Here is a 12,013-nt window from a genome sequence, read left to right as displayed (position 1 = left end):
AGCAATGCACGGATAGCAGGCGCACGCACATTTGTAGTGCGATCAAAGTGTATTTTCATGAAATTAGATCCTGTTTAACTGCAAACAACGGACTTACGTTAAGTCCGCAAAAACATCAGCAGTTCAAGATCTCGGAGGGCGGTACATACTGACTGTAAAGTCAGGTTTTGGCGATCTAGGGTGGAGGTTGAAATAATTGTATGGAATAGCAGCAACATTAATTCCATCAATATTAAAGATGGCGATAAAATGTGAACACTGACAATGCATACAAAAATCACAATCGCCAGTACTTTGTGCATCATGCGAAGACGCATTGTTCGCTTGTTGAATTGCATTGGAATCATCAAGAACAAGCTGATGTTCTTGTGATGTCTTGGAATCATATGTATGAATGTCAGCCGCAACTATGCCTGATTGCATCACAATCATAAAGATGAGCATGTTGATAATTAATTTTACTGACATTCGTTAATTTTATTAATGGATTCTGATGTCTTAGTTAACAACATAATAACTTAGTTCCCAAAAGATTAGCAAAATTAAAAGTTCTCTGCTGGGTCTGTGAGAGTCTGTCACTGTTTTTATGTAACAAACACAAAGTTTGTGATGATTTTGAATAGTGTATGAGATCTTATGCTCGGGGTCTCCGGATCTATAAACAAAACTAAGGCACTATAATTCGCTAATACTAAGGCGAGAGAAATGTATTGGCTGAAAGATCTTGAGCTATAGAAATTCAGAAAGTGTTATGTATTCATATTTTCAACTAAAGCAGCTAATTATGAATAGATAGCATGTTGCTAAGTCTACTTAATATGTGCTCGAACTCATTGCGTTCAACACGAAGCTTCTGTTTTCTGACTTGGTACCCACACTTTTGGCGTCAACAGCACCACGTGGTCGACCTCGGCAGTCCAAGTCACAGCTACAATAGAGTGTTCCTAATGAACCATTACGATTCTGGTCATGATAAACATGATCACGAAGCTCAGCTCTTGCTTGTTCAAATGATTCTGGATCTGCCAGTGCTTAGACCAAGATGAGTAACCCAGCGAATAGCGATAATATGATTTTATTCATTAATCTTTTCATCTTCATTTTATTGTTCATACAATCACTGTCACTAAACGACTGACACGCGGGTTACGAACTTTGACGATATCGTTTGCCGGCGCATTATCTCGAATTAACGCCCAGGTTTCTGTGGTCCGGTTTGGTTTTCCATTACGAAGAGGACGTTGCGGCTTTTTTACCTGCCAGCTTGATGAGGTCAGTAATTTTGAAAGCCGACGCCAGGCACGGTCAATCGAGCTGATAGCCATCCGCTCACAAAAACGTTCGACAGCATGTCGGGTCAGGTGAATATCACCAATATGCGTTTTAATTGGCGGGTCCAAACAATCTTCAGGTTTTATTTCGACGACTTTACCTGTGAACTCGGTTACCCAATCCGTTCTTCTGGCCACTTTAATGGTGGCCTCTGCCAATCGAGTCTGAAGAAAACGTCCATTGAGATGCATATCGGTATTGGTGGTCTGCAATTTCTGGGTTTTTCGGATAGCACCAGAAGATACATTCAGCTGCAGGCTTTTGCCGGTTCGATTCATTCCAGCATGCGTTGTATGTAGCAACAAATATTTAATGGCCAGCAGCTCTGCCAGTTTGTAGGGCTCTTCTTGTGATGATGCGACGGCGACATCAATTGCCCGGACGCCGGTGGCTCCAGCACCATGCTGTACTCGGAAAAAAACACGGTATTGGTTTTGGGATACCGGTTCACGTTGGGCTGCTGTTTCTAAAATTGTGAGTGACATTGTTATTGCTCCTGGTTAAATGGTTTGTGTCAAAACGACAAAACCATCAAACCACAGATCTAAAATCACGCAACTAGCCCGGAGGCCGCATTTCTAGGAGGGGTTGCGTGAATTCAATTCTGTGCCATTCTTGGTATAAAACAGGAGAAATGTGTGTTTAATTTTGTAAATGATATGGTCACTTCACCGGCAGCTGCTTTTGGGATTTACCTCGTTGCAGGCCTAATTCTTTTTCACGATATGAAACGGATTCGCTGGTATGCGATGAGCCTTTTGTGGGTGTTGATGGGCACTTTTGACCGGGGTTTTTTAATTGAAACCACCATGCTGGGTTTTGCTTATTTACTCACCGAAAGCTTCTTTGGTACCTACTATCAACTTCGGGTAGACAAGGCTGAGGCGCTGAAAAGGGATAAGTAATAGTATGGGGATGCCCAAACCTAGAACTGCATCACAGTATTTGTTTGACAGCAAAGTGTCTCCCGATTAATCTGGCCACATCCTTGTAACCTTCGGTTGCCTTGAAGAGTTATGCCACACTCCAAGCTGGCACTATCTTGAGAATCAGCACGCTGATTCCTCACTACCCCACGGGCTATGTCTATTCCCGTCGGGGATAAATGTATCCCATGGTTTCTATTTAACTTCACTTTTTAGGAGTAATACCTATGGGATGCGTAGTCATCGAACATTTTCAAGAAATTGAATTTAATGACGCCGATTTCGGTAAAAATCTGGATGCTCGTGTTGATGCTCAAAACGACAAGCCTGGTAAGTTTTCCATTCATTCAAATTCTGTTGCAGCATTTGAGTGTATAAAAATCTATACCACTCGTCCTTTTACCACTGACAACAAGCAAGACATTGTTGATGGTGTGAGAATCAAAACCAGCTGGGGCAAACACTTAGTTGTATTTAATGATCAGGCAATGAATTTTGCCAAAGCGATGGACGCTGCATGCGCTCATCAAAAGATCAACGAAATAACAACAGATACCTCACCGTATTGGCAGCAATGTCGTAGATAATTAATTTACCCACACGGGGATGCATATCCCCAGTGGGGCAATGCATTCCCGTTTAATTAGTTGAATGCAATGCCTGCGATAGTTGCTGACCATACTGGTCATGATTTCTTAGATTCTATTTCATCATTCGAGATTAAAACGGCATAGCCGATAACACTGGTCATATTGACCACTAACCCAGGCGGGGATGTTCCTATCCCTACTGGGATCGGCTGTATCCCCTAATTTTTAGGAGAGCATATGTCTACCTTATCAAATCAACGTCAAGTTAAAAGCCAAGCACTTCCATTTTTGTTTGAGCAACCAAAGCGAGTTGCGGTCTTTTGCCGTAACGGATGTCACTTTTCAATGGTTGCATCTGAGCATGATTATCATTCATGTCCAGCCTGTAATTCAGAAATGTCTGCATCAGCAGAGGATGCATATATGGATTCATTGGTGAATGCCGGCAATGTTCAATAAGGATACGAGCAGTACAGTTTGCTGTAATGCGAAATACTCTCTCACTGAGGGGGTATTCCAAAGCTTCTACTGGAGGCTTCGGAATACCAGATTCCTGATAACACATTGTTGTTATCTTGAAGAGAATTCGGACTCATAAAACCGAACACAGATGCTTAACCTTAGAACGTTAAGCGATTTAACCCCAGGGGTGATATTCACCCAACTGGGGTTGAGATCATCCCTAATATTATGGAGTTTTCATTATGGGATGTATCAAGATTGATGTTTTTCCTGAGTTAGATTTTGCATCGGAGATGTTTGGTAAAAGTTTGCTTGGCTATATTGCCGAAGATGAGCTAGAACAAAACATCGAGATTGATGTTAAAGATATTATTGCCTATGAATGGGCACCGATACTGAAAGTTGACACTGAGACAAAGAAAAACGTCACGGACATTGCAGCAAATGGAATTCGATTATTGCTTTTAACCGGCGAGACGCTGGTGGCACCAGACCATTGTTATGAAGCCTTCGGTAAGTCGGTTGAGATGGCAAGGCGTCCACATGCGAACGTTGTAACTGCACAGCGTTTATCGTTAGAAGAAGCAGGTCGTCTTTCTTGTACGCCGGAATGTTTCAAAAGTGTTCGTAAATAATTGTGAGTTTGACTTTGGACAGATTATTGATTTACCGGTTTTAGAAAGGCCCGGTATTTGATTTTCCTAATGATGCTTTCTGCTAAAGCGTCATCTTTGGCCAGCACAATCGCCCTGATGAGATCGTCAGAAAGTAATTGTTTATTAGTTGAATGCACTAATTGAAGTCTGTTGGGTTTATTCATGTAATTGAGTATATCACCAGGCTTAAATCACGAAAGGGGCTAAAAAGGGCTTTTCTCAGCTTTTTTGCCTACATTAGCCAGACATAAATGGCTTTCCAAACCCACACGGGGATCGATATCTCCGTATGGGGTGTCGATCCTTCTTAAATTAAGAGGTATTTTTGACATGGAAACCTATCAAGTAATCGCTTTAAGTACTTCTCATATTGAGCAGGCCGATATCAATGCATTACGCATTGCAGCGTTTCAGACCAATATGGTGATGGAGCGTGAATCCGGCTTCTTTATTAAGCTGTATATGAACGATTTGGCAGGAAACCTCCGAGGAGATTACAGTCCTTCACTCTGCAAAGTTATTGAGTTCGCATTTAACAATAATTTTGAAATGATTGAACTGGATTCAGATGCCGAGGCCATCCCAGAGTTAGACCAGCACGACTGGTAGAACATTACCCCTGGCAACAGGGGTATTCCAAAGCGTATTCACAGAGTACGTTTCGGAATAGATATCCAGTAGATAGCCAAAAACTATCTATTTGATAAGTCAGCCGGACTTATTTAAAACCGGCCTCAATGTCCAAGCAGTACGCTGTTTGGAATCTCAAAAACCCATAGGGGAAGTAACCTTCCCTTATGGGGGACGGCTGCTTCCCCTTTTTTTATTATTGGAGAAGCAGTCATGGGATGGAGCTATTCAACGCAATGGCGTTCAAAAAAACAATTGGTCGAGTATCTTACTGATTCATATCGCTTTGGCGAAAATCAAGAACTCTTAAAGTCCAGTGTAGTGGGTAACAACCACTGGTACTTGGCCAAACAGAAAACGACCGGAGAAATCTGGATTGGTCTTGATATGATGCAAAGTGGCCGTGAGGATGGTTGGGGCTATAAAGACCTGACTGCTTCGTGTGGCCCGGTCGAAGTGAACTGTCCGATTTCATTTTTGAAAGAAGCCAGTGAGCCAGACCCGGATAGTTATGATGCCCAATGGCGTAAGCGAGTAGTGGCTTATCACAAAAGCAAACGACAGAAGGCTAAACGTAGCTATGAAGCCGGAATGGTTGTTCAGTATGATGGAACTGATTATCGGTTAGATAGACCTGCCGGTAGTCGTCGTGGCTGGTATGTCAACAGACAGCCCGATGGTATGTTGTTTCGTATGAACGCCAGACAACTCGGACAGGCCGAGATAAGAGGAGCTGATCACTAATTGGTTCTAAATACTCCCTTCTTTAAGAAGGGGGTATTCCAAAACATCTAACCAGGTGTTTCGGAATACCGAATTCTTGACATCATTTTATTGTTGTCCTGAAAAGTCAGCCGGACTTATCAAAACCGGCCTCAATGTCCAAGCAGTGCGCTGTTTGGAAGTCCTATACCCAGCGGGGAGCTTCTTCCCGTATGGGCGGTTGTTCCCTTTTTTTATTTTGAGGAGAACAGCATGCAAAATTCACCCGTGTTTGGAGCACCAAGAGCGTCAGATAACATGACTATCATGGCGCTGCGAAAAGCCAGAACGCCGTACACACTGGATGTTACGCTTGATAAGCTTCGTCATTACCTGACAGCAACAAGAAAACCTGATGCTGTTGAACTGCTTGAAAAGGCGGTTGCTAAAGCGAAGGTTGATAAAGCGTATTTCGAGCGATTTGAAAGTGCGTTAATGCATGGTTCGACAGTTGAAGGCCGCGAGTTATTTTCGGACTTTGGCGATTACTGGGCCAGAACGAGTGTGGAAATTCCATATTATCCACATCACGATGCAGTCAATGCTATTGATAGCGCGTTATTTCACATCCGAATTGGTGATGAGAGAGAAGCAATTGATGACTATTTATTTCTGCATCATCGTTCGGAAGCAGTTAAAGCCGGACTACACGATTAAGCCGTGATAAGAGGGGTTGATGATTCATCAGCCTTTGAATACTCTCTCGATTGAGAGGGTATTCCAAAGCACTCCCTCGGGCGAGTGTTTCGGAATACCAGATTCTTGGCAACAAATTTGTTGTCTTGAAGAGTCAGCCGGACTCACCAAAACCGGCCTCAACGTCTTTGCTGTACGCAGTTAAGGCAGGTTTCACCCTCTGGGGGATTTATCATTCCCTCAAAGGGGTTGGTGGATCTCCCTTTTTTATTTGTATTTAGGAGATCCATCATGCAAAACCAAGTAATCAAAGTGCAAACCAATGAAAGCATTATCAGCAAGCTGAAAAATGCGTTTACTTCACCTGGCTGCGTACTCTCTGAAGCGATGCAAAATGCCCGCCGGGCAGGTGCAAGCAAAGTAGAGTTTTCGTATTTGGATGAAGACGCGCTGCTCATTGTTGATGATGGCCAGGGAATTCGTGATTTAGCTGATTTTCTGACTTTGGCAGGTTCAGGCTGGTCAGAAGAAGTAATTCAGAAAGAAGGTGCCTTCGGTATGGGCAGCTTCTCAATGCTTTACTACTGTGATCGGCTGCGAGTGGAATCGAATGGCTATGGCTTTGAAGCATATACACAGGACATTTTGAATGGTCTTGAAATATCTGTGTTTCAGAGCGATGTGACATCAGGTACCAGAATCGCACTGTATGGCTACGAAATCAGCGATGAAAACAATGCCAGCCGGATTGAGCTTTTATTAAAGCGTCTGGCCAAAGGGTTTTCAATTCCGGTCTTTTATGACGGCGCAGAACTGGATCGTCCATACAGTCTTGATAAAGGCGAAGTTGAGTTCATTGAAACGTCGATTGGTTTCTGTGCATTGTCTGACTTTGACGATGACACGCTCATTGGCAAGTCAGGCCTCTATTACAGGGACTACGGTACGGATGTAACGTATTTGTTTTATCAAGGGTTGCCAGTGGATAGCATCTGGGGACGGGAAATATCGAATCGGGATTGCCCTGGTAACATTATCCATCTTGATGAGTTGCAATTTGATGTGCGGATGCCGGACAGAGATGTTCTGATAGATCAGGCAGTTCAGAGCGGAAAAATCGAAACAGTTTTAAAAGAGCTGTGGCGAAAAAAGTTTATTGAGCTGAAAGGTATATTGGAACCAGCCATGTTTGCCAGTAAGTTCCAGCGCGCCCTAAAATCGTGGGAGTGTTTGGATCTGCTCAATGATATGGATGTCCTGCCAGATGGGGTTTTATTTACAGTGTCATCTTTGCCTGAGAATGATTCATACAGCAGATATGACTACACCTCATCGATAAATGGAATGACAAGGCAAAAACTGGAGTCGATTGGCCAGAAGATCGTGTTTTTTAATAACGATCATGGTTATGACTACTTCAGACCGCATCAGTACGCCTATCACCGTGAGGTGTTGTGCGCTGATATGGGCTCGCTGTCCATGCTACACAAAGACCATTGGATACATGAATGGTTGTTTGAAATTGAAGATGAAGATCTGACTATAACGGTAAATAAGCCCGGAAAGGAAGGTCATTATTCTGGCTACGGCTGTTTCGATTATCAAACATGTGAATCGCTGGTCATAAACGGACCAATGGGTGAGGTAACTGTCCAAAATGACTGCTTTGCAGTTAATGAAGACTTTATGTTTATCCCAAGCGGTGCTTTGAATGGAAGCAATATTCGTATCATATGCAATTATATTGACTCAAATGATCAATTTGATGAGTCAGGTTGTAATTATGATATCGAACAGTTCCAGGCATTACTCTATTCACTGAACCAATCAGTGGAAATGGGGGTGCTTTCCATGCTTCGCACAAGTGGTCTTAGTCAGTTTTCACTGCAAGGCCGACAGCTGCAGGTTACGTTTAATGAAAATGGAGTGCCTGAAAAGGTAACCTTGTCTGAGTTGGACAATGCAGCATAAGAGGTAAGTACTACGGTGCTTACTAAATAATCACTACCCGTTGGGAGATCACTCTCTTCGGGGAGTGGTTTATCTCATTGATAACTTCTTCGCCTCTTCTCTGATTATTCTTTGTCTGGCATTAGCTGCTTTCATTTCTCTAATGAAACCACCAGATGCATAAAGCATAAATACTGCATCAGCAATTTTTCCGTCTTCTTTAATTGCTTGCATCTCATAAGTGCGAAGTATCTTATGATCTACCAGTTCTTCAATAGCGTCTTTAAGTTTTTCAATACGACGTGTGACCCGTTTATGATGCATCAGACCTGAATCTCTATCCACTTGTGAAAAGATTGTTTTGTATGCAGGTGCATCCAGGCCTGCATTGATAAATCTATCTGCCAATCGTTTGAATAACCATCGTGCTAGTGGTTGTTTAAGGCTCATAGCATCTGCATAGTTATACTGTCGATAATCGAATTTATTGATTGCTCGACTGATTAGAGAGGAAAACTTTACAGCTGACAATGCGTTTGGATCTCGAAGGTATGAAGCTCTATCCGCTAATAGTTTATCTGACAGAATATTGGAACTGTATGCTTGCTTGCCATTGACTGTAATTGTTAGACGACAGTTTTCCATTATTTCTAATGCTTGTTTTACCTCATCAAGACTTCGTTTTTTGTTGAATGTCTTGAGTTCCTTGATAATCATGTTAATTGAGAACTTACACCAAGATTCTTCACGGTTTGAATCATGGATGCCGTGACTTTGTTGAAGAAATATCTTTCTTAGAATGTCTTCGATGAGTTCTTCTGTCTCTGATGGGTAGAAGTCTATTTCTTCACCATTTAGCTCAATACGTGCAGGCTTTAACTCCATTTCGCATTCTTCACCTGCAGGGGATTGAAATTCTTTTCGGAGAATTGGAAGGGTTCCGGATTCACTTCTCATCGAAGCTTGAATTTGTCTAGAAACGCTATATCGTGGAATTGAATCCCAAAAGCTCAGTAGATTTGAGAGCTGTTCAGTGTCACCAGAGGGACCAAGCAGAGTTGCAAAAAGATCATGATTTTTATTTCTTTCTGGTAAACCTGGAACAACTCTATTGGAATCATTCAATTGGTCAAGTATTGTGCGGGCGCTGTTTTTAGTTTGTTCACTCATCTAATGGCCTTGACTGAATTTCAGCTGATATCCGTTATCGAAAAATATAGCACTGGATGATGACACATAAAAAAAACACCGCAACCCCTTTCATCATATTTCTAAGCTTACAATAAAAGATTAAGAGGTATAGAGGAGAGGATAGAGAAATAAAACATTCTTATTCAATAAGTTACAGCACGAAAAGTCCCGGAAACCTATAACCATCTCCCATTTTGAAGCTTTCTAAACATACCTTGTCCCGGAAACCTATAACTTTTCCCAATCAATATCCTGAAAACCTACAACGCTGATCCCAAGAACCTATAACCAAAACGCTTAAAATAAGGCATTTTATTTTACATAACACTGTGGATAACTAATCGAATCCTGAAAACCTATAACAAAAATCCCGAAAACCTATATCAGGTGTGATTTTGAACAGTCCTGAAAACCTATAACCCTCGCGCAAAATCATCCACTGTCGACCGCTCAATTGTCCCGAAAACCTACAACCTATCATTGATAAAGTTAGAGCTTCTTGGAGTTTTTGATATTCAAAATGTCCCCAAAACCTATAACCACAGAAATCGGTTATCAAAAACTTACATCAATGCGATTAATTGTCCGCAAAACCTACCACCAATATTGATAATAAACAGTGAGTTAGCAGAGTGTCCTGAAAACCTATATGGTAAGAATGCATAGAAAAAATCAATATTAACTGCCTTTCGATCAGAAGCTTAAGCGAGAATTGAGAACTAAAACAGCTTTGAATAACAAAATAGCCAATACAAGTCTCATATGACAGTTTGTTCTAAGAGAATTGTCCGCAAAACCTATAACCTAAAGACTATAAAATCAGGTACTTATAGATGTGTCCTGAAAACCTATATGTCTCTGATCCCAGTAATTATCCGCAAAACCTACAACCAATTACCAATATATACAGTAACTTAGCGAGCTGTCCCCAAAACCTATATGCCATCTATAAGAGTATCTGTCCTGAAAACCTACAACCCTACAAATTCAGTTACTCAGAACGATAGGAACTAAGAAAAAGATTTTATCTTGTGAACTAGATCTCTGTCTTGCTTTGACTTGCATGAGAGTAAGCACTATATTCACTATAACGATTTTTGTACCTGACTTTCATTAGTCAGGTATGAAGTGCTCGTCCAACACTCCAAGTGGACGCTCAACTATTCACCTGTTAGCAGGTGATGTCACTGAATTGATTATCTGTACGCAGATAATTCACCCATAGGGGAACACTCCCTTATGGGCATAGTGTTCTCCTTTTTTTTATTTGAGGAGTAACACCATGACTAGAATCAATGTTCTTGAAGTAAGCTTTAAGGAATCGTCTGAGCAAATGTTGGAAGATACCATGCAAGATCTGATTTTATTATCAGACAGTATGACTACACCAGCTGGCAAAAAGACAATTGAAGCTGCGATTGAGGCTATTGCTGAAGAGCAACGTCGTAGAGCTGCTAAACCAGTTCTTGTTTCTATTTAGGCTTCCGCTGTTTATCTGCAGTAAGAGCTAAAGCCCCACGGGGCTTTAGTGATTCTGCAATCTGAAAGGCAGTATCTCTGTCTTTATCCACCAATAACGCTTTTAAGATTTCGTTTGCTTTTTGCACTTCGAGATCTTCACGTCCGCCGTGGATGACTTTCAGAGTTTTCTTTTTTTCTGCCATTTAGTTTTCCATTTTCAGGGGGAGCTTATGCAAGCAATTCTCAATTTAACAAAAGAAATGACCTGGTGCGAGTTTGCCGGTTCAATTTTTGGACTGCTGGGCGCTTTTTTGGTTGCCATGCAGGCACCTGGATCAGAGTTTGGGTTTGTGTTCTTTTTAATTTCAAATCTTTTCTTTATCCGATTTTCAATAAGTAATCGTTATTTCGCACTGCTAGTGATGCAAGTGGGGTTTACGGCTACCAGCTTAATGGGGATTTATAACGGTTTTTTCGTTTAATCCTTCAACATCTCAGCAGTACGCTGTTGAGAATTTTTTAACCCGGAGGGTAACCATTCCCTCGCGGGGGTGCGGCCCTCAAATAAATGAATGGAGCATATTATGACTCAATCTCAATTTATCACTGATCAAGGCCAAACCGTTACCGTCGAAGAGAAGCTGGTCAGTATCCCTTACGGCTGGTCTGGCCAAATGGATGTCTCTGGGGTAGAGGAGTGTGACGGACATGTTTATGTCTCGAATACACCAAAATTCTATGGAACATACTGGGTACTCAAAGATGGCACTGAAATGTGGCTTGAGGATTTTCTTGATGAATCCGTTGCCAATAGTTTTGCTGAACAAGTGAAGCAGGCTGCACTCATTAAAATCCAACAAAGACATTAAGTAAGTGAAGCTCAAAACATAACGCTCTCTGGTTTTCCAGAGGGCGTTTTTTTTATTTCACCATGACTCCAGCACCGAAATTCTGCATGCTACGCCTGCGCTACGGAATGTGATCACTGCGCTGTGTCATGCCTGGAAGAACAAGATGTCAAGGCAATGGCCCGCTGCATAAAACTGGACATGGACTGCGCGGAGGTCTGCCGGATGGCGGCCAGTTTTATGGCACGTGGGAGCGAGTTCGCCCAAGCGATCTGTCGGCTTTGTGCAGATATCTGTGAAGCGTGCGCCGACGAATGCGCTCAGCATGCGATGGAGCATTGTCAGCGTTGCGCGGAGGCTTGCCGCAAGTGCGCAGAGGAATGTCGACGCATGGCTCAGATGACTTGAGAAGTTCGCTGATGAATGCCGGTTGCTTCACAGAAGAAGCAGCCGGTCTATCATCATAAAAACCTAGCTCCTTACTGCTGTTCGTGCTATGCGAACGCAAAACAACCACTAGAATACGTATTGAAGAAATATTTTTTCTTGCAGATGAGTTCTGGCCACAT

16 protein-coding genes are annotated in these 12,013 nt (G+C 42.2%); 11 read left to right on the top strand and 5 right to left on the bottom strand.

Features of this window, described 5'->3' with window-relative positions; all coding sequences use genetic code 11:
* Positions 1-123: 123 nt before the first annotated feature.
* Together Q7V21_RS14395 and Q7V21_RS14390 are read right to left on the bottom strand one after the other, a co-directional pair.
* The gene (locus Q7V21_RS14395; protein WP_226069817.1) at positions 124-468 is read right to left on the bottom strand and encodes a hypothetical protein; all 345 of its coding nucleotides are present in this window, start codon (positions 466-468) and stop codon (positions 124-126) included.
* A 641-nt stretch (positions 469-1,109) separates the two neighbouring features.
* Entirely contained in the window at positions 1,110-1,817 is a 708-nt protein-coding gene (locus Q7V21_RS14390) for a hypothetical protein (protein ID WP_304917940.1), read from the bottom strand.
* Positions 1,818-1,970: 153 nt separating this feature from the next.
* On the opposite strand from Q7V21_RS14390, the gene Q7V21_RS14385 reads away from it, so the two are divergent.
* Positions 1,971-2,237, top strand: a complete 267-nt coding sequence (locus tag Q7V21_RS14385; protein WP_226069819.1) for a hypothetical protein — start codon at positions 1,971-1,973, stop codon at positions 2,235-2,237.
* Between the two features lie 248 nt (positions 2,238-2,485).
* Positions 2,486-2,845, top strand: coding sequence for a hypothetical protein (locus Q7V21_RS14380; protein ID WP_226069820.1), 360 nt, complete (start codon positions 2,486-2,488; stop codon positions 2,843-2,845).
* 268 nt (positions 2,846-3,113) lie between these two features.
* Here Q7V21_RS14380 and Q7V21_RS14375 read toward each other — a convergent pair whose 3' ends face one another.
* Entirely contained in the window at positions 3,114-3,281 is a 168-nt protein-coding gene (locus Q7V21_RS14375) for a hypothetical protein (RefSeq protein WP_304917939.1), read from the bottom strand.
* 271 nt (positions 3,282-3,552) lie between these two features.
* Here Q7V21_RS14375 and Q7V21_RS14370 point away from each other — a divergent pair, with 271 nt between their 5' ends.
* The 5 genes from Q7V21_RS14370 to Q7V21_RS14350 all read left to right on the top strand — a co-directional run bounded on the left by Q7V21_RS14370 (position 3,553) and on the right by Q7V21_RS14350 (position 7,965).
* Positions 3,553-3,945, top strand: a complete 393-nt coding sequence (locus Q7V21_RS14370; RefSeq protein ID WP_304917938.1) for a hypothetical protein — start codon at positions 3,553-3,555, stop codon at positions 3,943-3,945.
* A 351-nt stretch (positions 3,946-4,296) separates the two neighbouring features.
* Positions 4,297-4,575 (top strand): hypothetical protein, encoded by a 279-nt coding sequence (locus Q7V21_RS14365; RefSeq protein WP_226069823.1) that lies wholly within the window; start codon positions 4,297-4,299, stop codon positions 4,573-4,575.
* Positions 4,576-4,809: 234 nt separating this feature from the next.
* The gene (locus tag Q7V21_RS14360) at positions 4,810-5,340 is read left to right on the top strand and encodes a hypothetical protein (protein ID WP_300497077.1); all 531 of its coding nucleotides are present in this window, start codon (positions 4,810-4,812) and stop codon (positions 5,338-5,340) included.
* A 231-nt stretch (positions 5,341-5,571) separates the two neighbouring features.
* Entirely contained in the window at positions 5,572-6,015 is a 444-nt protein-coding gene (locus Q7V21_RS14355) for a hypothetical protein (RefSeq protein WP_226069825.1), read from the top strand.
* A 270-nt stretch (positions 6,016-6,285) separates the two neighbouring features.
* Positions 6,286-7,965: a hypothetical protein gene (locus Q7V21_RS14350; RefSeq protein WP_226069826.1), complete on the top strand. Its 1,680-nt coding sequence runs from the start codon at positions 6,286-6,288 to the stop codon at positions 7,963-7,965.
* A gap of 69 nt (positions 7,966-8,034) precedes the next feature.
* Here the strand turns inward: Q7V21_RS14350 and Q7V21_RS14345 are convergent, their stop codons facing one another.
* The gene (locus Q7V21_RS14345; RefSeq protein WP_226069827.1) at positions 8,035-9,114 is read right to left on the bottom strand and encodes a hypothetical protein; all 1,080 of its coding nucleotides are present in this window, start codon (positions 9,112-9,114) and stop codon (positions 8,035-8,037) included.
* A gap of 1,303 nt (positions 9,115-10,417) precedes the next feature.
* Between Q7V21_RS14345 and Q7V21_RS14340 the strand changes: the two genes are divergently transcribed.
* Positions 10,418-10,615 carry a hypothetical protein gene (locus Q7V21_RS14340; protein ID WP_304917937.1) on the top strand — a complete coding sequence of 66 codons (198 nt, stop codon included), beginning with the start codon at positions 10,418-10,420 and terminating at the stop codon, positions 10,613-10,615.
* Here Q7V21_RS14340 and Q7V21_RS14335 read toward each other — a convergent pair.
* Positions 10,608-10,799, bottom strand: coding sequence for a hypothetical protein (locus tag Q7V21_RS14335; RefSeq protein ID WP_304917936.1), 192 nt, complete (start codon positions 10,797-10,799; stop codon positions 10,608-10,610). The genes Q7V21_RS14340 and Q7V21_RS14335 overlap by 8 nt on opposite strands.
* 27 nt (positions 10,800-10,826) lie before the next feature.
* Here Q7V21_RS14335 and Q7V21_RS14330 point away from each other — a divergent pair, with 27 nt between their 5' ends.
* From Q7V21_RS14330 to Q7V21_RS14320, 3 genes are all read left to right on the top strand, one after another.
* Positions 10,827-11,078 (top strand): hypothetical protein, encoded by a 252-nt coding sequence (locus Q7V21_RS14330; RefSeq protein WP_226069830.1) that lies wholly within the window; start codon positions 10,827-10,829, stop codon positions 11,076-11,078.
* 102 nt (positions 11,079-11,180) lie between these two features.
* On the top strand, positions 11,181-11,465 hold the full coding sequence (locus Q7V21_RS14325) for a hypothetical protein (RefSeq protein WP_226069831.1): 285 nt from the start codon (positions 11,181-11,183) through the stop codon (positions 11,463-11,465).
* A 156-nt stretch (positions 11,466-11,621) separates the two neighbouring features.
* On the top strand, positions 11,622-11,852 hold the full coding sequence (locus Q7V21_RS14320; protein WP_370654074.1) for a four-helix bundle copper-binding protein: 231 nt from the start codon (positions 11,622-11,624) through the stop codon (positions 11,850-11,852).
* The last annotated feature ends 161 nt before the right edge of the window (positions 11,853-12,013 follow it).

The sequence above is a fragment of the Methylophaga sp. genome (assembly GCF_030651745.1).
Note: the sequence above shows the minus strand (reverse complement) of the source record. Positions and strands in the feature narration are given on the sequence as shown.

Excerpts from the sequence above, each read along its gene's own strand:
- Q7V21_RS14350 (WP_226069826.1), top strand. The coding sequence starts at position 6,286 with ATGCAAAACCAAGTAATCAAAGTGCAAACCAATGAAAGCATTATCAGC.
- Q7V21_RS14365 (WP_226069823.1), top strand. The coding sequence starts at position 4,297 with ATGGAAACCTATCAAGTAATCGCTTTAAGTACTTCTCATATTGAGCAG.
- Q7V21_RS14390 (WP_304917940.1), bottom strand. The coding sequence starts at position 1,817 with ATGTCACTCACAATTTTAGAAACAGCAGCCCAACGTGAACCGGTATCC.
- Q7V21_RS14340 (WP_304917937.1), top strand. The coding sequence starts at position 10,418 with ATGACTAGAATCAATGTTCTTGAAGTAAGCTTTAAGGAATCGTCTGAG.
- Q7V21_RS14335 (WP_304917936.1), bottom strand. The coding sequence starts at position 10,799 with ATGGCAGAAAAAAAGAAAACTCTGAAAGTCATCCACGGCGGACGTGAA.
- Q7V21_RS14345 (WP_226069827.1), bottom strand. The coding sequence starts at position 9,114 with ATGAGTGAACAAACTAAAAACAGCGCCCGCACAATACTTGACCAATTG.
- Q7V21_RS14355 (WP_226069825.1), top strand. The coding sequence starts at position 5,572 with ATGCAAAATTCACCCGTGTTTGGAGCACCAAGAGCGTCAGATAACATG.
- Q7V21_RS14330 (WP_226069830.1), top strand. The coding sequence starts at position 10,827 with ATGCAAGCAATTCTCAATTTAACAAAAGAAATGACCTGGTGCGAGTTT.
- Q7V21_RS14320 (WP_370654074.1), top strand. The coding sequence starts at position 11,622 with ATGGCCCGCTGCATAAAACTGGACATGGACTGCGCGGAGGTCTGCCGG.
- Q7V21_RS14395 (WP_226069817.1), bottom strand. The coding sequence starts at position 468 with ATGTCAGTAAAATTAATTATCAACATGCTCATCTTTATGATTGTGATG.
- Q7V21_RS14375 (WP_304917939.1), bottom strand. The coding sequence starts at position 3,281 with ATGAATCCATATATGCATCCTCTGCTGATGCAGACATTTCTGAATTAC.
- Q7V21_RS14380 (WP_226069820.1), top strand. The coding sequence starts at position 2,486 with ATGGGATGCGTAGTCATCGAACATTTTCAAGAAATTGAATTTAATGAC.
- Q7V21_RS14325 (WP_226069831.1), top strand. The coding sequence starts at position 11,181 with ATGACTCAATCTCAATTTATCACTGATCAAGGCCAAACCGTTACCGTC.
- Q7V21_RS14370 (WP_304917938.1), top strand. The coding sequence starts at position 3,553 with ATGGGATGTATCAAGATTGATGTTTTTCCTGAGTTAGATTTTGCATCG.
- Q7V21_RS14360 (WP_300497077.1), top strand. The coding sequence starts at position 4,810 with ATGGGATGGAGCTATTCAACGCAATGGCGTTCAAAAAAACAATTGGTC.